Source organism: Cedecea sp. NFIX57 (genome assembly GCF_900177785.1).
Lineage (GTDB): Bacteria > Pseudomonadota > Gammaproteobacteria > Enterobacterales > Enterobacteriaceae > Cedecea > Cedecea neteri_C.
The window spans coordinates 89,031-110,401 of the sequence record NZ_FXAS01000013.1 but is presented as its reverse complement, the minus strand read 5'-3'; the positions used below and the strand labels follow the sequence as shown (position 1 = coordinate 110,401).

The window sequence follows — 21,371 nt, the reverse complement described above, 5'->3', positions numbered from 1 at the left end:
GTTACTCCTGCTCTGCGTCGGTTGAGATAAACTGCGTGTTAATGATGGCTTCAACCAGCGTGACGCCGATGGGCGTCAGCGTGACCACGCCTTGCTCAATCACCACCAGTTCTTTTGCCTGCAGTTTTTCCAGCGTCGGCTTGATGATGCGGTTTTCAAAAAAACTGTTGCCGTTGAAGCGGGTTGCGAACACGGCGTCGTCCACCGGAATCAGCGTGGAGAGGGCCATTTTGAAGGCGTTAACTTCGCGCTGTTCCGGTGAAATACCGTGGCTTTCTTCGATAGGCAGACGGCCTTCGTCGAGGTACTGCTTATATTGCTTATAGCCGGTGATGTTGATGGCTTCGGCGCGGGTGCATTTCGAACTGCCACCCAGGCCGATGGCAACTTCGGGATACTGCTTATCCAGATCGGTGATCAGCCCTTTCCACTTTTCAGCTTCCAGGTGGTTCTGGTGGAAATACATCGTGGGGTGTTCGCGATAGCCCTCGGTGAGGTATTTCTCGACCAGTTCGCGCATTTGGTATTGCTTGCCCAGCCCTGGGAACGTCATGTTGTTCATGTTGATCAGCCCTTTTTTCTGCCACAGGCTTTCACGTTCGCCGGATACGCCGGTGCGCGTTTTCATGAACTCTTCCATGTGCAGCTTGGTGCAGACGACGTGGGAGAGATCCAGTTCCAGGGTGCGCTCCATGTCGTACTTTACGTCATCCACGGTTTGGCCCAGCATGCCGTAGATAAGATCGACGCTGACCCACTCGATGCCCTGTTCCCGAGCGCTGCGGATGGTTTCTTCACACTCGTCGGCGGTGTGCTGGCGGCCACAGGCGGCAATAATGGCGTCGTTGAAGGATTGGGTGCCAAAGCTGATTTTGCTGAAACCCAGCTCTTTCAGAATGCCGATGTATTCGCGGTTTAATGTCCCGGGTTCGCCTTCAAAGCGGAGCGTTGCCGCAGAGAAATTAAAGTGCGTGTAATAGAAGTCCATCAGCCGGCGCAGTTCCGGTTCCGGGAGCAGGGAAGGCGTGCCGCCAAAGATGTTGAATTCGCCAATTTCCGCTTTTGACAGACTCGGCACTTTTTCCAGCCACATCTTCGCTTCTTTAATGTTGTAGTCCACCAGGTCCCGGAAGACGCCTTCCGCCGAAGGTGATTTCGGGTTGAGGATCACCGTTGGATACTGACAGAAGTGGCAGCGGTAACGGCAGGTGGGAATATAGGCCCACAGATGGATCTGTTTCGCAGCCCGGATGTCGTGCTCCATATCGGCAAAAAACGACTCCAGCGGGTAGTGCTCAATGTCACCGGGAAAAACATGGCAGCCAAAAGGATCTTTATGGACATAGTCCAGAAAAGCCTCGTTCTCCGGTTGGGAGAGGAAGCCGTAAACTGCCGGAACCGGATAGGCCGGATCGAGATCTTTTAAGGACGCGAGAGCTTCGGTATTCATCAGAAAACACCTCCGTTGGCAAAGTAGTTGTGGGCTTCACCGGACTCGCGATCTTCACAGAAGTACCAGACAAAGCGTTCGAAATCTTTTTCCGCGACGCTGTCAAAGCAGGCCGGAAGCGGTGGCGCAAAACCAATATCCTCCCCGACGGCGTTACGCAGCGCGGTGAATATCTCGTGGCGGAACTCGAAATAGAGCCGGTAGGCCGGCGTTTTGTAGCTATGGATCGGCTTGAAGTCGATGATGCTCATCTCACGCTTTATCGCGTGAATGCGCTGATATAGCCGCTCAGCAACCTGCGGTGAGAAAAAGGTTCGTACCCGCTCGTTCTCCAGCAAGATGTGCGGATTTAGCAGGGCCGGAAGAACGATGTTTTTCGGGATGTAGTCTTTGATGGAGTATTCCCAGCCCTGCCTGGCCTGCTCCTCGGTGAGGTCAATCAGCGTGTTTTTTTGGATTGAGACATCCGGGCGCACGTCTTTCATGATGATGATGCCGTCGCTGCCGTAGGCGATGCCGTTGATCACATCGTCAATAATGGTGTCCACGCGGCGGCTGTTGATCTCCACAAAGGATTCTTTGGCGTAAACCGGCTTGCCGCCCCAGGCGATGATCTTGATGCCGAAATCCCAGTCGTCCGAAAGGTGTTCCACGAAGCGGCCTTTTTCCAACTGGTAGAAGATCTCGATGCCGCCAATTTTTTCGTACAGGCTGCGCTCCACGGCGAAGCCTTTGCCATCCGGGAAGCCACCGAACAATGAGAACGACACGTCGCGGCAGCGCAGGGTTTTTTGAATTTCACGGAAGAGGTTAGGGCGCTGCTGGAAAGCCTCACGGTCGTAGTAGTAATTGCAGGTCCCGAGATCGCCGTCGTCGGCAATCATTTTTTCTATCAGGGTATGCAGCCAGTAAGGATCCACGGTGCAGTCGGCATCGGCGGAGACAATATAGTGTTTATTGCTTTTGCCCAGCCGGGCATCGCGTGCCCTTGAGCGCAGGGCTGCGTAATCCATACCGCATTTACGGGCCGAAGATACGCCCTGAATCTTCTCCTGAATGATGTGCACATCCATCGCCGGATGTGTTTCTTTGAAGCGGTTTATCTTTGCCACGGAATCATCGCGGGAGTTGTTGTCCACGATGATCACTTCATAAGCGTCATGGGTTATTAATCGGCCATGCGTTTGTTGGCCAAATAATGAGGCTAAAACTTCATCAATTCGGTCGCTTTCATTGTAAACAGGCAGCACTACCGAGACGAAAATGTTATCGCGCATATCTACTCCTGGGGCGGTGATATTCAGAATGTCCATCACGTTGTTAGAAAGGATGTTTTTGCCGATGGCGAAGTTCTTTGCGGCTATACGATCCATTTCAGGTTTATTGATCAGCAGCAAAAAGACTTCGTTGATAAAGGCTTCGTCAGGCAGGCCGTCCTGCTCGTCTGAGATAGGCATCACCGGGGCTTCAAAGCCGTGCTGGCCGTAGACTTCCGGGTAGTATTCATAGCGGGTGGTGATGTAGCAGCGCTGGCTGCTGATCGCCTCCCCAATGGGATTGCCGTAGCTGTCGTAGTCCCACGAGGTCAGGAACGACACCAGGTCGCAGGAATGGTAGAGATCCTCGATGGTGATTTTTCCCAAACTCATGGGCATGAAGTTATGGTGTAGCGGGCCAAGAAACTTCACATAAGGGGCAATGTCCAGTTCCTGTGCCAGCTGTTCCAGCTCGCCAGTATGCGTGGCGTGCTCACGGGTATCACCGGCGATCAAAAGCCAGACGGTTTTATCAATATTGTGCTTTCTGAACAGGTGGTTAAGGCGTTGTACCAGCAGTACGTCACGGTCCAGGCGCTTCTGCGGAATGATGCGCGTCGTTCGGGCAATGACTATGTCATCGGCGGAAATATCCAGGGATGACCGGATGTTTTTCAGCGCCTGTTGCCCGGTAAAGCAGTAGGTATTTTTCACTACGTGAATATCGACTTCCCGCTGGCACCAGTGTTCCAGCTTTTCTTTGAGATCGTTATTCAGCGTAACGTAGCTAATAAAAGGGGATTTGACAGGTTTAATGGCATGGTTATACGGCGGTAAACCATACTTCATGATATTTTTCTCGCTGTTCCACATGAGGTCGTGATCCCGCCAGATAACAAAATTTCCTAACTGGTGACGGTGGCCGTATTGTTCGATAGCGAGATAAAGTGCGCGGGTGTAAATAATATTCTCTGGCAGTGTGCCGTTTTCGACAATCACAGTGCAAATTCGTAGTTGTTCCCATTGAAGTAAAATTCTTTCGGCCAGGCTTTGGGCGGAATATTCAACGGCACGGATTATTTCTGCTTTTTCTTCAAATGAAACAGAAAGCCTTTCACTGATAAGTACAGAGTGTGCTTTTTCAATAAACGCTGGGGAGTAATGGGGGACAGATGTAATCTCACTGATGCGCGTTAAGGTAAAAGCATCGCGATAAATTTCGGGTTCATGATCGTAAGGCTTATTAAAGTTGCCTTTGTCAACTTTAATGTCATACCCAAGATCGAGATAAGAGTTGATGCCTTTTTGTTTAAGGTTTTGCGAGACTTTTAATGCTTCTACCGTAATACCCGAGACGGCAACAGCATCAAAAGAGATAAACATGGCATATCTTTGACCATAAACGTCCATGGCGACTACCCCTTTTAAGCGAAACTGCTACGCTTATTTGTTGTAAGCAATTGATACATCCCGAATGACTGCGTTTTCGATAACGCCCGAAGCCATTCAGAACCGGCAAATTCAGAAAACATCGCCAGCAGCCGTGCTGGCGCTGACTTTCAAGTGCTGTATGTATCAAAGTGCCTGCAAGAATAAGCTTGCGGGATAGCTAAACGCTGTGGCGTTTACCAGTGTTATATTTTATTTATTTTTAGGCCGAGAGCGTTCACCGGTTTTCTTAATTTTTCCGGTTCGCTTTATCTGGCATTTTTCTGATTTTGTAATTGTCAGTTTTTTGATTTTTTTAGTGGTGTTGGATTCCGAAAAAAAGTTGTTCAAAAGACCACGCAATCTTAAACATCTCTATTTTTTACCGTAAAGCGGGAACGTTCCAGTTGGTGAGCGTTATCACACATTCTGTTTTTGTTTTTAAAGCTGTATTTTTAATAACCTGACGCGCATTAATATCCATTTTAGGCCTTTTAAATAATGAATTACGTAAACGTTTAGATACTGATTTTCAAAAATGACAAAAAATTGGGAATGTTCCCAACGTGGTGCGAGTTTGCTGCTTCTGTGTCTGCTGCTCCGACTGCCACAAGGCTGGCATTTGAGAAATATAAAAGGCAATTTACCGCTTTACTCTAATAAAAGAGCGCTCTCAGATATACCTAACCCTTAGCTTTGGTATGGGAAGAGTAAAATTACCATCCGGTCTTCGTAACTTATTATAAATATTAGGTTATTATTTAAATCATGATAAATAGTAAGGGCTAGAGGAAACGCAGCCACTAAATATTTACTTACCATATGGGGCTTTTACATAATTGGAATCGATAGTCTACGCGCGCGCTGGTTACAAGGTTGAATAATAATTTATCGAAATATTTGAATGAGTTAGCGGTTGCATCGATCGTGCTGGTGAGGATTAACCAAAGTAATGAAGCACCAAAACCAATGAGAATATATCGAGGATGTTATTCGTAGGCGTGACAATATTTCGCCGTATGCGGCTTGTGGCCTGGATGAGGCGGTTTTCTGGAGGGTGAATTTTGCTGAGAAATACCCAGGGATAGAGGGATACTGCCCCTTTCAGGACGAAAGAGGCAGACGGTAGGTTAGACCGGTAAGTCGATCAGCAGGCCACGCAGCGGCGTATCGGCGACCAGGGTGAGATTCGCCTCATCGCGAATAAACGCGCCATCGCCGCAGGTAAGTGCTTCCTTCTCTTCTGATGGCGTCACCGCATGTACCGTGCCGTGAATCGACTGCAGATAGGCTCGTGGGCCGTGAAGCTGAAAGCTTAGCTGCTCGCCTTTTTCCATCTCAATGTGGTGGATCCACACCTGTTGACGCAGCTGCAGGCTGTGATTGCTGCCATCCGGCGAGGCAATCAACTGATGCGATACTCCCGCTAACGGGATCTTTTGCACCAGCGGATTTTCGCGATCCGGGCAGGCGTCCAGCCACAGCTGCATACGCGTCAGCGATTTCTCTTTGCTGAGGTTATGCTCGCTGTAGCTGATCCCCGGCTGGGTGGAAAGCAGCAGAACTTCACCGGCGCTGGCCTGGATATGGTTGCCTTCGCTGTCGCGGTATTCCGCTTCCCCTTCCAGAATCAGGTTAAGGATGTCTACTTTCGGGTAGCCGCGCGGTTGAAACGAGGCTCCAGGGGCCAGCACTTCCTGGTTGAGCACGCGCAGAGAGGCGTAGCCCAACAGTTTAGGGTCGAAGTAGTGTCCAAAAGAAAAGGTGTAGCGAGCCTGCAGCCATCCGTAGTCAGCTTTACCACACTGTTTGGCTGTTCTTGTCGTAATCATAATTCTTGACCTCTCTTTACACTAAACCCATGTTAAGGGTCTGGACGCTGCATTGTTAGCCAGTTAATCTGCTCGGTATGTTCAAATTTCCTGAATGAGAACGAAATGGCGAAAGAAAGGGCGTTGACGCTGGAAGCGTTAAGGGTCATGGATGCGATCGACAGACGCGGAAGCTTTGCCGCTGCGGCCGACGAGCTGGGACGTGTACCGTCCGCGCTCAGCTACACCATGCAAAAACTGGAAGAGGAGTTGGATGTGGTGCTGTTTGACCGCTCGGGTCACCGCACCAAATTTACCAACGTGGGACGCATGCTGCTGGAACGAGGACGTGTACTACTCGAGGCGGCGGATAAGTTGACCACTGACGCGGAAGCGCTGGCGCGGGGCTGGGAGGCAAACCTGACTATCGTCACCGAAGCGCTGGTGCCGACGGAAAAACTGTTCCCGCTGGTGGATAAGCTGGCCGATAAAGCCGACACCCAATTATCTATTTTTACCGAAGTGCTGGCCGGGGCCTGGGAACGTCTGGAGCAGGGCAGAGCGGATATCGTTATCGCGCCGGATATGCACTTCCGTAGCTCCTCTGAGATTAACTCCCGCAAGCTATATAAAGTGATGAGCGTTTACGTTGCCGCCCCGGATCATCCGATTCATCAGGAGCCGGAGCCACTTTCTGAGGTGACCCGCGTGAAGTATCGTGGCGTGGCCGTGGCCGATACCGCCCGTGAAAGGCCGGTGTTAACGGTGCGCTTGTTAGACAAACAGCCGCGCCTGACGGTGAGCTCTATCGAAGAGAAGCGGCTGGCGCTGCTGGCCGGGCTTGGTGTGGCAACAATGCCGTATCCGCTGGTGGAGCAAGATATTGCCGAAGGCCGCCTGCGGGTGGTTAGCCCGGAATATACCAACGAGATTGATATCATTATGGCATGGCGGCGCGACAGCATGGGCGAGGCCAAAGCCTGGTGCCTGCGTGAGCTGCCCAAGCTGCTGAAATAAAAAAACGCGTTGGCTTTTGCCAACGCGTTTTTTCCCTTCCTTAAAATTACAGGCTGCCAGGCGTTCTGGCGGCTCTTCCCGCGGATTTAATCGTCTTACTGCTACGCTGCCCGCCGAGGCTCTCCAGACGCATCTGGAACGGTGGGAACGGCATTTCGATGTTGTGCTCGCGGAAGCCCTGCAGAATCAGCTGGTGGATTTCGTGGCGCAGCGGCATTCGGTGGCCCATTTCCGCCGCATGAATACGCAGTTCGAACACCTGGATACCTTGCTGGAGATCCACCAGGAAGGCTTCCGGCGCTGGCATATCGAGCACCAGCGTGCAGCGGTGTGCGGCTTCCAGCAGGACCTGGGTGACCTCTTCCGTATTTGCTTCTGATGGGGCCGGAATGGTGAGCACCACGCGCGTGACTGAGTCCGAAAGCGACCAGTTGATGAACTGTTCTGTAATAAAGGCCTGATTCGGCACGATGATTTCTTTGCGGTCCCAGTCGCTGATGGTTGTCGCGCGGGTGTTGATTCGCGTGATGGTGCCCGTCAGATCGCGGATGGTCACCGTGTCGCCGATGCGTATCGGCTTCTCGAACAGAATAATCAGGCCGGAGACGAAGTTGGCAAAGATTTGCTGTAAACCGAAGCCTAAGCCCACGCTGAGTGCCGCTACCAGCCACTGCAGTTTAGACCACTCAATCCCCACCATCGAGAAGCCAACCAGTCCGCCAATCAGCAGCAGCAGGTATTTCGTGATGGTCGTGATCGCATAGCCGGTGCCGGGAGTTAAGTTCAGGTGCTGGAGAATCGCCAACTCCAGCAGTGCGGGCAGGTTACGCACCAGTTGGGTGGTAATAATCAGCACCAGAATGGCAATCAGTACCGCGCCAAGCGTAATCGGCTCGATGCTTTCCACACCCTGAACCGTGGAGGTGACATCCCACAGGGTGATGTTACCGAGGAAGCCAAACGCCGAGTGGATTTCCGACCACAGAACGATCACCGACAGCAGGGCGATCAGCGTCAGAATCGAGCGAACCAGACGCAGGGACTGGGCGCTGATGGTATCCAGATCGACTTCCGGTTCGTCCACGGTTTCGGCCGATCCTTCAGTGCTGTTGGCATGCGCAGTTTCTTCTTCGCCACGCGCTCGCTGGGCAAGGATTTCAGCCCGACGATGTTTGGCACGGTCAAAGGCCAGTCGGCGGCGCTGAATCAGCATCCAGCGGCGAATGATGTGATAAATCACCAGCAGCAGGAACCAGATAGCCACGGAGGTTTCCAGGCGCGCCAGCAGCGCCTGAGCCGTCGCCAGGTAGCCAACGACAGCTGCCAGAATGGCCATCAGCGGTGCGCAAAGCAGCAGGTTCCAAAGAATGGTGTTGACGATGTTGTCACCATCGCCCTGCTTGTCGAGATAGAGCGGTAGCCCGGCGCGTTTCAGGCTGAGGGTGACGATGGCCAGCGCGCCGCAAATCATGATGAAACAAAGCCTGCCCAACGAGGCTGAAAATTCCCGGTCGTTGAGATTATCGAACATAATCAGCGCCATGATCAGCGGCACAATCAGGCCGATGCTCATGATGTAGTAGCGCATCGCCCGGCCTACGCGCTCACGCGGCCAGCCGAAATGCACCACAAACAGCCCGGTAGGGCGCGCGAAGGTCGCACAGATCATCACCCCCCAAAGCAGGGGAACCGTGGCGGTAACGCCGTCGCCAATCGCCACTGCGATAGGGTAAGGCCATGCCTCCTGCAAACCATAGCCAAGCGTTGCCCACAGCACGGGTAGCGGAGAGGCGACCAGAATCGACCAGAAGACGGTACGTAGCGTCAGGCGAAAGTGGTCCTGAGTTACTTTACCTACTTTGGCGCTGGAGCGTTCCAGAAAGGCCGTGAAGTGGCGGCGAGAGCTAATGCTAAACCCGACCAGAATTAGTGCGCCAAAGAGCGGCAGCAGCGTCTCTTTGCTGGTCACCATCATGATTGCGGCCTTACCCAGCTGGCTAAAGGTATCCAGCGACACCAGACGCCGCAGATCCTGGACGATTTCCAGTGGCCAACTGATGCCGATTGGGCTGACGTCCGACGTCCAGAACAGGTAGCGGTGGGTCGCTTCGTTCACCTCTTTCAGGGCATCTTCCAGTTGGCTGTTGGCGACTTTCAGTTTGGTGAGTTCAAGGATCAGGGTATCGCCGCCCTGCAGCAGCGAATTCAACAGCTCACGCTGGGTGCGAAGCTGGGCCTGCAGGATCTTATTTTGTTCCGACGTCAACGGGCTGCCGTCTGCCTGGCGAACCTGTCGCAGCTGAGCATGTTTATTGAGCAAATCTTCATAGTGCAGTCGCTCTACGCGCAGCTGAGCCAGCTCGGTGTCCAACTGCTGCGGTTTGGGCATGTCCGGCAGGCGGGCGACCTGGGCACGAAGCGCTTCACCCAGCACGTTGGAAACACCGAGCCACTGAGACTGCTCGCGTAGCGTATTCAGTGCCTGGCGGACCTCCAGCGTTTGGTTGTTGGCCTGGCGCTGCTGAGAGGCAACCAGATCCATACGTTGAGCTTGCTGATTAAGGGCCTGGGAGAGTTCGCGGTTATTTTTGAACTGCTCGACGATTTCCGGCGGCAGGTTAGCGCTGGTTTCCGCCAGCAGTTCGGTACTTTCCAGCGCCTGTTCCGCCTCACGCTGGCGCTGGCTATTGAGCTGATTTCTCAACGCCTGGAGATAGGCATCCAACTGGGTGCTTTGCTTTTGCGCCAGTTCGGCGCGCATGCGCGAAAGCTCCTGGCGGTTGTTAGCGGAAAGCTGAGCCAGTTCGAGTTCATCAACCTGCGCTTTCAGGCGTGCTGATTCAGCCTGCAGCAGGAAGTGCTGGGCCTGGGCAAGCGGGGTACTGCCGCTTTGCTGGGCACCGGCGCGGCGCTCGATATCGTTCAGCTGGCGGCGTGCATCCGTTTGCTGCTGAGGGAGCTGGCTTAACGAATCGCTGATGTCCCGGGTTCTTTCCTGTTCCTGCTGAGCAAGGCGGCTTTTGTCCAGAAGCTGGCTGCTGACCTTCAGGATTTCCTGGTTCAACGCATCGCTGCTCATGCCCGGGGAAACCTCCTCGGGTTCATCACGCAGGTTGGTCAGTTGTTTACGCAGGGTTTGCGACAGTTTAGGAAAATTATCAATGACTTGTTGGTATTGTTCGGCGCGTTCGAGCGAGGCTTTACGCTCGTCCAGCGCATTCAGCGCCGACTGGAGTGCTTCTACAATTTCCGCCTGATTAGGCGTGTTTTTGGCGGCCTTAGCCTGCTCCAGTTCCTGCGAGATTTGTTTTGCGTCGGGAGCTGTCGCTGCGTATGCCCCCAGGCTGAGGCACCAGGCCATCAGGAAAGTGATAATCAGGCGCACGTCAGTTACCTATAACGTTGCTGGGAAAGAGGGAAAACTATGTTTCCCTCCTGGATGTTTTAGCAGAAAATCAATGGGTTGATTTTCGTGGTTAAGTGCTGTGAGCTTTCAGACTTCGGGGTGACCCGTCGCCTGATTTTAGACGTTATTCTGCGGTTTTTGGCGCGTCGGATTCGTCTGCTTTGGTGTCCAGTACCTCGGCAGGGATTTCGCTCACCGGCACTTCAGGCTCAATGACAGGTTCGCTTGAGACAGCCAGCACTTCGCCGATTTTGGTGGCTGACAGGTTTTTCAGCTGTTCTGCCAGGTTTACTTTGCCTGGCGCAAACAGGTTAATCACCGTCGAGCCCAGCTTGAAGCGGCCCATTTCCTGGCCCTTCAGCAGCGCAACGGCACCTTCACTTTCGCCTGCAGGCCATGTCCAGCGTTTAATCACACCTTCACGCGGTGGCGTAATGGTGCCCGCCCAAACGGTTTCGATGCTGCCAACAATGGTAGCACCAACCAGAATCTGCGCCATTGGGCCAAATTCGGTGTCGAACAGGCAGATCACGCGCTCGTTACGGGCAAACAGGTTCGGGACGTTTTGCGCCGTCAGGTGGTTGACGGAGAAAAGGTCACCCGGAACATAGATCATTTCACGCAGAATGCCGTTACATGGCATGTGCACGCGGTGGTAGTCGCGAGGTGAAAGGTAAGTTGTGGCGAAGCTGCCGTTACGGAACAGGTCGGCCATCAGGTAGTTACCTGCCAGCAGCGCTTCCAGGCTGTAGTTATGGCCTTTTGCCTGCAGGATTTTATCTTCTTCGATGCGGCCCAGCTGGCTTATCACGCCGTCAGCAGGCATCACCAGCACGTTAGGGTCGGTATTTACCGGGCGCACGTCATCACGCAGCGGACGCACAAAAAAGTCATTGAAGGTGCGGTAAGCGGCGGTGTCCGGCTTTTGCGCTTCATTCATGTCGACTTTGTAGTATTTGACGAACAGATCGATGACCAGTTTGGTCAGCCAGCCAGCACGTTTGCTTGCGCCCCAGCCCGCCAGGCGAGTCAGCCACAGTTTTGGCAGAATGTACTGCAGCGAAAGTTTAATGTTGTCTAACAAAATAGCCTCCTGGCTAAATGCCCTGCATGTGGGCCGATACAGAAAAGGGGCGATTCTAGCGACGCCCAGCTTAATTGTCAGTTGTCAGTATCAGAAAAGCTTTTACGCGTTTTTACCTGCGCCATGCTTTCCAGAATACGGTGGTAGTTTTCGAAACGTGTTTCAGCGATCTGGCCTTGTTCCACGGCTTCACGCAGGGCGCAGCCTGGATCGTTGTCATGGCGGCAATCGCGGTATTTACAACGGCCTAAATAATCATGGAATTCGACAAACCCGTGGGTGATTTGTTCAGGCTCGAGGTGCCAGAGACCAAACTCACGCACGCCGGGGGAGTCAATGACATCGCCGCCGCCAGGGAAGTGATAAAGTCGGGAAGCCGTGGTGGTGTGCTGACCAAGCCCGGAGACGTCGGAAACGTCATTCACCAGAATTTGTTTATCGGTGAAGCCTAACAGGTGGTTCAGCAGGCTTGATTTGCCTACGCCGGACTGGCCCGCAAAGATACTGATGCGGCCTACTAGTTCGGCTTCGAGCTCTTTAAGCCCTTCTGCTTTGTAGCTGGAAACCATCAGCACGCGATAGCCAATTTTGCGGTAGATATCCATCTGTTCGTTAACGAAGGCCCGGCCTTCATCGTCCAGCAGATCGGTTTTGTTGAGCACCAGCAGTGGCTCAACGTCGAGGGTTTCGCAGGCGACAAGATAGCGGTCAATAATATTCAGTGACAGCTCCGGCAGGATGGCCGAAACGATAATGATTTGGTCGATGTTTGCCGCAATCGGTTTTACGCCGTCGTAAAAGTCTGGGCGGGTCAGAACGGAGGTGCGCTCATGCACGGCCTCGACAATCCCTTTTTTCGAGACGCCTTCGGCGGCCTCTTTCGCTAAGCGCCAGACTACCTTGTCGCCGGTAACCAGCGAACGAATGGTGCGACGAATGTTGCAGCGGTGTACCGTGCCTTCATGCGACTCGACGTCTGCATGCTGGCCAAAGCGGCTGATGACCGTGCCTTCGCGCGGTTCACCAAACTGGGCATCGTCATAATCGGCTTTCTCCACGGTTTTTGTCAGACGACGCTGGTGGTTCGCGTTGACGCGGCGCTGCTGCCCTTTGGAGAGTTTATTTTTGCTCAAGCGTACTGGCTCCTGGTCGCCCCTGGTGGGCAAAACCTCTATGATACACACTATTTTATACGAATTAACCCATCGTCAAGGGTGGGCGACGCACAAGAAGGGTGGAAAATAGCATGAGTGGAAACGAAAACAATCTGATTTGGATTGATTTAGAAATGACCGGTCTGGATCCCGAGCGGGATCGCATTATTGAGATTGCTACCCTGGTGACCGATGCCAACCTGAACATTCTGGCAGAAGGGCCAACCATCGCGGTACATCAGTCCGGTGAACAGCTGGGGCTAATGGATGACTGGAACGTTCGTACCCATACTGCAAGCGGGCTGGTTGAGCGCGTGAAGGCAAGTACGCATGACGATCGCGCGGCTGAGCTGGCGACGCTGGAGTTCCTGAAGCAGTGGGTGCCGGCGAATACATCTCCGATTTGCGGGAACAGCATCGGGCAGGATCGCCGCTTCTTGTTTAAGTATATGCCCGAGCTGGAAGCCTACTTCCATTATCGTTACCTCGACGTGAGCACGTTGAAAGAGCTGGCGCGCCGCTGGAAGCCGGAAATTCTGCCTGGCTTCAAAAAGCAGGGGACTCACCAGGCAATGGACGATATTCGCGAGTCCGTAGCGGAGCTGGCTTACTATCGCGAGAATTTTATTAAGCTTTAAAAACAGTCCCCTTACCGGAAGGTGAGGGGAAAATAACCAAGTTCGACGATAAAATAATCATCATGGCGATTTAACCAGCAGTCAGACGAAAATCGTGAAAAAAAACGTTTGAGGGCTTGCGACAAAAACGAATTCTCGTATAATGCGCCTCCCGTACCGATGCAGAATTTGCAGCGTTACACAGAGCGGGAATAGCTCAGTTGGTAGAGCACGACCTTGCCAAGGTCGGGGTCGCGAGTTCGAGTCTCGTTTCCCGCTCCAAAATTTGATTTGGCTTTTACAGCCACGCACCACCCAAGCGGGAATAGCTCAGTTGGTAGAGCACGACCTTGCCAAGGTCGGGGTCGCGAGTTCGAGTCTCGTTTCCCGCTCCAAAATTTGATTGGCTTTTACAGCCACGCACCACCCAAGCGGGAATAGCTCAGTTGGTAGAGCACGACCTTGCCAAGGTCGGGGTCGCGAGTTCGAGTCTCGTTTCCCGCTCCAAATTTTCCTTTCAAGAACAAATTATCCACAGCGCTTAACAGGCGTTGCCGGTGGTTTTTTGCTGTCTTGCAATACAACTATGAACAGACTTATCCACAGCCTTCTGTCCTTCCTTGCGCCTTCTACAAATGTAATATTTATTACATCAATATTTTAACTTATTGATAATTAATAATTTAATTTAGTGTCGAAATATTAATGTAATGCTTGCAGAAATTTTGACACTTGAATGACAACGTGTTTTTGAATGTTATGCACACGCTGTGGACATATCATGCGTCGCGCGGAAGCCCTTTCTCAATCACCCTCACCAGGCGCTGTTTCTTCGGTAACTGAACCTCAACGGCCTGCTCGCTTCGTCTGGCTAATTGTTGCGCAATCGCCCATTCAATGTGTTCATCCAGAAGTGGGTGCTCACCTTGTCTCTGTTCAAGCGCGGCCAGATTCGCTTCATTCCAGGGCGCGTTGCCCAGCGCAACGGCGATATTACGCAGCCAGCGAAGGTGGCCGATACGGCGGATCGCTGAGCCTTCGGTCACGCGCAGGAAATGCTGTTCACTCCAGGCAAACAGCTCGGTCAAAGGCGGCGAATGGAGCGCCTTACGTGGGCTGAAGTCATCTTCTTCGCTAAGCTGCGAGTAGCGGTTCCACGGGCAGATAAGCTGGCAGTCATCGCAGCCGTAAATACGATTGCCGATAAGCGGCCTGAATTCTTCCGGGATTGCGCCTTCAAGTTCTATGGTCAGATAGGATATACAGCGTCTGGCGTCCACCGTGTAGGGCTCGACGATGGCATTGGTCGGGCAAATGGTCATGCAGGCTACGCAGCGGCCGCAGCCCTCCTCAACAGGGGAGTCAATTGGCAGCGGAATATCGACCAGCAGTTCGCCAAGAAAGAAGAACGAACCTGCCTCGCGATTAAGGATTAGTGAGTGCTTACCTGTCCAGCCCAGTCCGGCTTTTTCGGCCAGCGGGCGCTCAAGAAGCGGCGCGGAGTCAACAAAAGGTCTAAAATTCAGCGTGGAGCAGTGGGACTGAATCATTTCTCCCAGCTTTTTTAAGCGGTTACGCAAGACTTTATGGTAGTCACGGCCCAGCGCGTAGCGGCTGACATAGCCCAACTGTGGGTTTTTCAGCGTTGAGGCAAAGGCGGCGTTGGTGGGAAGGTAGTTCATGCGAACGCTAATGACCCTGAGCGTACCGGGCACCAGCTCGTGTGGGCGCGCGCGCATCATGCCGTGCCGGGCCATCCAGTCCATTTCACCGTGATATTGCTTGTCGAGCCATTCCTGTAGCTGCGGCTCGCTGGCGGTGAGATCGGTATCGGTTATACCGACCTGCTGGAAGCCAAGATCTTTGCCCCATTGTTTAATGTTTTGCGCTAACTGATTGTAATCGAGGGGCTGTGACATGACGGACCATAACCTGGAAAAGTACGGCAAAAGTATACCACATTCGGTCTGGCCAGCAGACTGGCTGCGTAACGCTGAAAAAGACGCAGCCGATAGCCTGGGCATCACGCTTTATGAGCTGATGCTGCGCGCCGGTGAGGCGGCATTTCAGATTGCCTGCACGCGTTATCCTGACGCTCGACATTGGCTGATTGTCTGCGGGCATGGGAATAACGGCGGGGACGGGTATGTCGTTGCCCGGCTGGCGCAGGCGGCGGGTTTCCAGACAACGGTGCTGGCTGTAGAAAGTGAAAAGCTTTTACCCGAAGAAGCCGGTCAGGCGCGTGAAGCGTGGCTTAATGCAGGCGGCGTTCCGCACGATCCCGATAAATTCTGGCCTGCTGATGTTGATTTAATTATCGATGCCTTGCTGGGCATTGGTTTAAACAGCGCGCCGCGCGAAGGCATTGCCCGGTTGATTGAGCAGATGAACGTTTACCCTGCGCCGGTTATCGCGTTGGATATCCCTTCTGGCCTGATGGCAGAAACGGGCGCTGTGCCCGGCACGGTGGTTCAGGCGGCGGATACGGTGACGTTTATCGCACTCAAGCCTGGTTTACTCACAGGGAAGGCGCGGGATGTGGTTGGCAGGCTGCACTTTGCCGCTCTGGGGCTTGAACCCTGGCTCGAAGGGCAGGCCGCACCCATTTCCCGGTTTGATGTTCAGCAGCTTGCCGGGTGGATTAAACCGAGGCGGCCGACGTCGCATAAAGGGGATAACGGGCGGCTGGTACTGATTGGTGGCGACAGCGGTACTGCCGGAGCCATTCGTCTGGCCGGTGAGGCTGCATTGAGAGCGGGGGCTGGTCTTGTTCGGGTACTTACTCGTGCTGAAAACGTTGCGCCACTGCTTACCGCTTGCCCCGAGCTAATGGTTCAGGAGCTGACGTCGCAATCGCTTGATAATGCTCTGGAGTGGGCCGATGTGGTGGCCATTGGGCCAGGGCTCGGGCAGCAGGAGTGGGGTAAAAAAGCGCTGCAGAAAGTCGAAAACAGCCGTAAACCGATGCTTTGGGACGCGGACGCGCTTAACCTTCTGGCAATCAACCCGGATAAACGTCAGAATCGCGTGATTACGCCTCATCCCGGCGAAGCGGCAAGGCTGCTTAATTGCGCTGTGTCACAAATTGAGAGTGACCGCTTACTTGCAGTAAGGCGGTTGGTTAAACGTTATGGCGGAACCGTGGTCTTAAAAGGTGCCGGCACGCTGGTTGCCAGCCACGATCGGCTGGGCACTATCGACGTTGGCAACGCCGGGATGGGAAGCGGTGGAATGGGGGATGTGCTGTCGGGGATCATTGCCGCATTGCTGGCACAGAAGCTTACCCCTTATGATGCTGCCTGTGCAGGTTGCGTAGCTCACGGCGCGGCGGCTGATGTATTAGCCCGTCAGCGAGGCATGCGCGGTATGCTGGCAAGCGATCTGCTTTCAACGCTTTACCTGTTTGTTAACCCGGATTTGAATACCTGAAGCCATGATGAATCGAGTTATTGCATTACCTGAAGAAGCGGCAACGTTAGCGCTGGGCGAGCGCCTCGCACAGGCCTGTGAGGGCGCGACGGTGATTTACCTTTATGGCGACCTCGGCGCGGGTAAAACCACCTTTAGCCGCGGCTTTTTACAGGCGCTGGGGCACAAGGGCAACGTTAAAAGCCCAACGTATACATTAGTTGAGCCGTATCAACTTGATAACCTGATGGTTTATCACTTTGACTTGTATCGCCTGGCTGACCCGGAAGAGCTTGAGTTTATGGGGATCCGTGACTACTTCACCAACGATGCAATTTGCCTGGTGGAATGGCCGCAGCAGGGGACAGGTGTGCTCCCGGACCCGGATGTCGAAATTCACCTGAGCTACGAGGCGCAAGGTCGCGAAGCGCGCATTGCCGCCGTTTCCTCATCTGGTGAAGCGTTACTGGCGCGGTTAGCCAAATAGCAAGGATGACGGGATGATCTATCGCGTGAAAGGTTGGTTGATGGCCGGATTCCTGCTGCTGTGCTCTGTACAAGCGGGAGCGGCAGCACTGTCGGATATTCAGGTTTCTAACGGTGAGAATCAGGCTCGTATCACTTTTAGTTTTATGGGCGACCCGGAATACACTTTTTCACAGGATAATAAGCGAAGCGTTGCGCTGGATATCAAACAAACCGGCGTGATTCGCGGGCTTCCCTTGCAGTTTAGCGGCAGTAATCTGGTGAAAAGCATCAGCGCCGGGCAGCCAAAAGACGAGCAGTCTTTGCGCCTGGTCGTCGATTTAACCCAGCCAGGCAAAACCCGCGCCGTGAAACAGCAAAACGGGGCCAGCTATACCGTTATCTTTACGATCAATGCTGATGCTCCACCGCCTCCACCTCCGCCGCCAGTTGTGGCTAAGCGCGTTGAACCAGTTGCCCCCGTTCAGGCTCCTGATCCGGCTCGTAATCCCTTTAAGCCTCAGCAGGTCACCGGCGTGATAGGTTCTAATACCGTGACTCGCCCGGCGGCTCGTGCCAAAAACAGCGGCCCGTCGGATACCGTTGTGGTTGCCATTGACGCCGGTCACGGCGGTCAGGATCCCGGTGCGATTGGCCCTGGTGGTACGCAGGAAAAGAACGTCACTATTTCTATCGCGCGGAAGCTGAAAGCCTTGTTGAACGATGACCCGATGTTCCGTGGCGTGCTGACTCGCGATGGGGATTACTTTATCTCGGTCATGGGGCGTTCAGACGTAGCGCGTAAGCAGAATGCAAATCTGCTGGTGTCTATTCATGCGGATGCAGCGCCGAATCGCGATGCCACTGGCGCATCCGTCTGGGTGCTTTCTAACCGCCGTGCGAACAGTGAAATGGCGGGCTGGCTGGAGCAGCATGAGAAGCAATCTGAGTTGCTGGGCGGAGCGGGAGATGTGCTGGCAAACAGCCAGGCCGATCCCTACCTGAGCCAGGCTGTGCTGGATTTGCAGTTCGGTCATTCTCAGCGTGTCGGGTATGATGTGGCGACCAAAGTGTTGGCTCAACTACAGCGTGTAGGCTCTTTGCATAAGCGCCGCCCGGAACACGCGAGCCTGGGCGTGCTGCGTTCACCGGATATTCCTTCACTGTTGGTTGAAACGGGCTTCATCAGCAACAGTTCCGAAGAGCGCTTGCTTGGCAGCGATACTTACCAGCAGCAAATAGCTCAGGCCATTTATGAGGGGCTGCGTAACTATTTCCGCGAGCACCCGCTGCAGTCTGCTCCATCGAATGAGCAAACTGCCCGTAGCCAACTGGGTTCACCGCAGCAGGTCGCGGTGACCAACTAAGGAGATAACATGCCGATTCAGGTTCTGCCGCCGCAGCTTGCGAACCAGATCGCCGCTGGCGAGGTTGTAGAGCGCCCTGCGTCGGTAGTAAAGGAGCTGGTTGAAAACAGCCTTGATGCCGGTGCCACACGCATTGATATCGACATTGAGCGTGGTGGCGCGAAGCTCATTCGTATTCGGGACAACGGCTGCGGCATCAAGCAGCAGGAGCTGGCACTGGCGCTGGCTCGCCATGCCACCAGTAAAATTGCCTCGCTTGATGACCTGGAGGCCATTATCAGCCTCGGGTTTCGCGGCGAAGCGCTGGCAAGTATCAGCTCCGTTTCCCGCCTGACCCTGACTTCACGTACGGCAGAACAAAACGAAGCCTGGCAGGCCTATGCTGAAGGGCGTGACCAGGCTGTGACGGTCAAACCAGCCGCGCACCCTGTCGGGACGACGCTTGAAGTGCTCGATCTGTTTTACAACACGCCCGCGCGCCGTAAGTTTATGCGCACCGAAAAAACCGAATTTAATCATATTGATGAAGTGGTGCGCCGCATCGCGCTCGCGCGGTTTGACGTTTCTATCACGCTCAATCACAACGGCAAAATGATCCGCCAGTACCGCGCCGTTCAGGAAGGTGCGCCACGCGAGCGTCGCCTGGGGGCCATTTGCGGTACGCCATTTCTCGAACAGGCGCTGGCCATTGAGTGGCAGCACGGTGATTTGACGCTACGTGGCTGGGTTGCTGAGCCCTCTGCAACCACTTCGGCCCTGGCGGAGATCCAATATTGTTATGTTAACGGGCGCATGATGCGCGACCGCTTAATTAACCATGCGATTCGCCAGGCCTGTGAAGACAAATTGGGTGTGGATCAGCAGCCGGCCTTTGTGCTGTATCTGGAGATCGATCCGCACCAGGTGGACGTTAACGTTCACCCGGCGAAGCATGAGGTGCGTTTCCATCAGTCACGGCTGGTGCATGACTTTATCTATCAGGGTGTGATCAGCGTATTTCAGCAGCAGGGTGAGAACGCCCTGGCGCTGGAAGAAACGGCGGAAACGCCCGTTGAACGCTGGCAGCCGGAAAACCGTGTTGCCGCAGGGCGCAATCAGTTTGCCACGCCAGCCGTCGCGCGTGAGCCCCGTGAGGCTGCGACAAGGCAGAGTTCGCCTACATCGGGCAGCGGTGGCCGTCCAGCCGGGGCCGGAGGCACACCGCTTTGGCCACATGCAGCACCTGGCTATCAAAAGCAGCAGGGTGCCCTTTATCATCAGTTGCTTGAAACGCCCGACGTCGAGCCCAAACCTACCGTTCGTGCTGAAGAGCCGGCTGCGTTAGAGGGACATTCGCAAAGTTTTGGCCGGGTGTTAACGGTTTTACCGCCGGATAAAGCTTTGCTGGAGCGACAGGGCAAACTTTCGCTGCTTTCGCTGGTGGTTGCTGAACGGTGGCTAAAACAGGCTCAACTGGCACCGGGGAGTGAAGGTCTGCGTGCTCAGCCGCTGCTGATTCCGCTGCGGCTGAAAGTCAGTCGCGAAGAACATGACGTATTGGTTAAATATCAGGCGCTTTTGAAAGAAATGGGCATTGAGTTTGATACTGATGCCCGGCAGATAACAATTCGCACGGTACCTTTACCTTTACGCAAACAAAATTTACAAATCTTGATTCACGAACTGCCAGGATACCTGGCGCAACAGGCGGACGTTTCGGCGGGCCAGCTGGCTTTGTGGATTGCTCGTCATTTGGCAAGCGATCACGAACAGTGGAGTCAGGCTCAGGCGATCACCCTGCTGGCAGACGTAGAACGTCTTTGCCCGCAGTTGGTGAAATCACCCCCCGGCGGTTTGCTGCAACCTGTTGATTTACAATCGGCGATGAACGCCCTGAAAGATGACTGAAGATAAAAAAAGGCCACAGGCGATTTTTTTAATGGGGCCAACGGCCTCAGGCAAGACGGCACTTGCTATTAATTTGCGTAAAACTTTGCCGGTAGAGTTGATAAGCGTGGATTCGGCCCTCATCTATCGTGGAATGGATGTCGGTACCGCTAAGCCAACGGAACAAGAGCTCGCCCAGGCGCCTCACCGGTTACTGGACCTGCTTGACCCGGCTCAGGCGTACTCTGCGGCAGATTTTCGCCGCGATGCGCTGGCCGAGATGGCTGAAATTACCGCCGCCGGGCGTATTCCGCTGCTGGTCGGCGGGACTATGCTCTATTTTAAAGCGCTGCTGGAAGGGCTTTCGCCACTGCCGTCGGCGAACCCGGAAGTCAGGGCAAAGATAGAGCAACAGGCGGCAGAGCAAGGGTGGAATGCGTTGCATCGTCAACTGGAAGAAATCGATCCCGTTGCCGCTGCCCGGATTCATCCAAATGATCCGCAAAGGCTTTCCCGGGCACTGGAAGTTTTTTTCATTTCGGGTAAAACTTTAACGGAACTGACGCAAACGTCAGGAGAAGCTCTGCCGTATCAGGTGCATCAGTTCGCCATCGCCCCGGCGAGCCGTGAACTGCTCCATCAGCGAATTGAGCAGCGTTTTCATCAGATGTTAGCTTCAGGTTTTGAAGCAGAAGTGCGGGCGCTTTTTGCTCGCGGAGATTTGCATACGGAGATGCCTTCCATCCGTTGTGTGGGCTACCGCCAGATGTGGTCTTATTTGGCCGGTGAAACGTCATACGATGAAATGGTTTATCGAGGTATTTGCGCGACGCGTCAATTGGCTAAGCGCCAGATGACCTGGCTGCGTGGCTGGGAAGGTGTTCACTGGTTAGACAGTGAAAAACCAGAGCAGGCATACAGCGAAGTGCTACAGGTTGTTAGTGCGAAGCATGGGTGAATGTGTACAATTGAATCGTCAGCGTGCGCAAATTTTTACGCAGTTTTTCAGAGCTAATCGCTCTTGAGTGACAAACAACAAACA

At 53.9% G+C, this 21,371-nt stretch carries 14 protein-coding genes and 3 tRNA genes; 10 read left to right on the top strand and 7 right to left on the bottom strand.

Annotated elements, in window-relative coordinates:
• Position 1: 1 nt before the first annotated feature.
• The 3 genes from B9Y90_RS13195 to B9Y90_RS13185 all read right to left on the bottom strand — a co-directional run bounded on the left by B9Y90_RS13195 (position 2) and on the right by B9Y90_RS13185 (position 5,966).
• The gene (locus B9Y90_RS13195) at positions 2 to 1,450 is read right to left on the bottom strand and encodes a radical SAM protein (RefSeq protein WP_085541479.1); all 1,449 of its coding nucleotides are present in this window, start codon (positions 1,448 to 1,450) and stop codon (positions 2 to 4) included.
• Complete coding sequence (locus B9Y90_RS27315; protein WP_085541478.1) at positions 1,450 to 4,116, bottom strand: glycosyltransferase; 2,667 nt, start codon at positions 4,114 to 4,116, stop codon at positions 1,450 to 1,452. The genes B9Y90_RS13195 and B9Y90_RS27315 overlap by 1 nt, the downstream gene beginning before the upstream one ends.
• A 1,148-nt stretch (positions 4,117 to 5,264) precedes the next feature.
• The gene (locus tag B9Y90_RS13185; protein ID WP_085541477.1) at positions 5,265 to 5,966 is read right to left on the bottom strand and encodes a pirin family protein; all 702 of its coding nucleotides are present in this window, start codon (positions 5,964 to 5,966) and stop codon (positions 5,265 to 5,267) included.
• A gap of 105 nt (positions 5,967 to 6,071) precedes the next feature.
• Between B9Y90_RS13185 and B9Y90_RS13180 the strand changes: the two genes are divergently transcribed.
• Positions 6,072 to 6,962, top strand: a complete 891-nt coding sequence (locus B9Y90_RS13180; protein WP_008453630.1) for a LysR family transcriptional regulator — start codon at positions 6,072 to 6,074, stop codon at positions 6,960 to 6,962.
• 46 nt (positions 6,963 to 7,008) lie between these two features.
• On the opposite strand, the gene mscM is transcribed toward B9Y90_RS13180, so the two are convergent.
• The 3 genes from mscM to rsgA form a co-directional block, all read right to left on the bottom strand.
• On the bottom strand, positions 7,009 to 10,347 hold the full coding sequence (gene mscM, locus B9Y90_RS13175) for a miniconductance mechanosensitive channel MscM (RefSeq protein WP_085541476.1): 3,339 nt from the start codon (positions 10,345 to 10,347) through the stop codon (positions 7,009 to 7,011).
• Positions 10,348 to 10,492: 145 nt separating this feature from the next.
• On the bottom strand, positions 10,493 to 11,452 hold the full coding sequence (asd, locus tag B9Y90_RS13170; protein ID WP_085541475.1) for an archaetidylserine decarboxylase: 960 nt from the start codon (positions 11,450 to 11,452) through the stop codon (positions 10,493 to 10,495).
• A gap of 77 nt (positions 11,453 to 11,529) precedes the next feature.
• The gene (rsgA, locus tag B9Y90_RS13165; RefSeq protein ID WP_008453624.1) at positions 11,530 to 12,585 is read right to left on the bottom strand and encodes a small ribosomal subunit biogenesis GTPase RsgA; all 1,056 of its coding nucleotides are present in this window, start codon (positions 12,583 to 12,585) and stop codon (positions 11,530 to 11,532) included.
• Between the two features lie 113 nt (positions 12,586 to 12,698).
• On the opposite strand from rsgA, the gene orn reads away from it, so the two are divergent.
• From orn to B9Y90_RS13145, 4 genes are all read left to right on the top strand, one after another.
• Positions 12,699 to 13,244 carry an oligoribonuclease gene (gene orn / locus B9Y90_RS13160; RefSeq protein ID WP_085541474.1) on the top strand — a complete coding sequence of 182 codons (546 nt, stop codon included), beginning with the start codon at positions 12,699 to 12,701 and terminating at the stop codon, positions 13,242 to 13,244.
• Between the two features lie 185 nt (positions 13,245 to 13,429).
• Positions 13,430 to 13,505, top strand: a tRNA-Gly gene (locus B9Y90_RS13155).
• 37 nt (positions 13,506 to 13,542) lie between these two features.
• Positions 13,543 to 13,618: transfer RNA gene (locus B9Y90_RS13150), tRNA-Gly, on the top strand.
• Positions 13,619 to 13,654: 36 nt separating this feature from the next.
• Positions 13,655 to 13,730: transfer RNA gene (locus tag B9Y90_RS13145), tRNA-Gly, on the top strand.
• 272 nt (positions 13,731 to 14,002) lie between these two features.
• Here the strand turns inward: B9Y90_RS13145 and queG are convergent.
• Positions 14,003 to 15,142, bottom strand: coding sequence for a tRNA epoxyqueuosine(34) reductase QueG (queG, locus tag B9Y90_RS13140; protein WP_085541473.1), 1,140 nt, complete (start codon positions 15,140 to 15,142; stop codon positions 14,003 to 14,005).
• Here queG and nnr point away from each other — a divergent pair.
• The 5 genes from nnr to miaA are packed head-to-tail and all read left to right on the top strand — an operon-like array spanning position 15,141 to position 21,287.
• Positions 15,141 to 16,652: a bifunctional ADP-dependent NAD(P)H-hydrate dehydratase/NAD(P)H-hydrate epimerase gene (gene nnr, locus B9Y90_RS13135; protein WP_085541472.1), complete on the top strand. Its 1,512-nt coding sequence runs from the start codon at positions 15,141 to 15,143 to the stop codon at positions 16,650 to 16,652. The two genes, queG and nnr, sit on opposite strands and share 2 nt — an antisense overlap.
• A 4-nt stretch (positions 16,653 to 16,656) precedes the next feature.
• Positions 16,657 to 17,118 (top strand): tRNA (adenosine(37)-N6)-threonylcarbamoyltransferase complex ATPase subunit type 1 TsaE, encoded by a 462-nt coding sequence (gene tsaE / locus B9Y90_RS13130; RefSeq protein ID WP_008453617.1) that lies wholly within the window; start codon positions 16,657 to 16,659, stop codon positions 17,116 to 17,118.
• 13 nt (positions 17,119 to 17,131) lie between these two features.
• Complete coding sequence (gene amiB, locus B9Y90_RS13125; protein ID WP_085541471.1) at positions 17,132 to 18,463, top strand: N-acetylmuramoyl-L-alanine amidase AmiB; 1,332 nt, start codon at positions 17,132 to 17,134, stop codon at positions 18,461 to 18,463.
• 9 nt (positions 18,464 to 18,472) lie between these two features.
• A complete protein-coding gene (mutL, locus tag B9Y90_RS13120; protein ID WP_085541470.1) occupies positions 18,473 to 20,350 on the top strand; it encodes a DNA mismatch repair endonuclease MutL in 1,878 nt (625 codons plus the stop codon).
• On the top strand, positions 20,343 to 21,287 hold the full coding sequence (miaA, locus tag B9Y90_RS13115; RefSeq protein WP_039289701.1) for a tRNA (adenosine(37)-N6)-dimethylallyltransferase MiaA: 945 nt from the start codon (positions 20,343 to 20,345) through the stop codon (positions 21,285 to 21,287). Before mutL ends, miaA begins: the two co-directional genes overlap by 8 nt.
• Positions 21,288 to 21,371 lie beyond the last annotated feature (84 nt).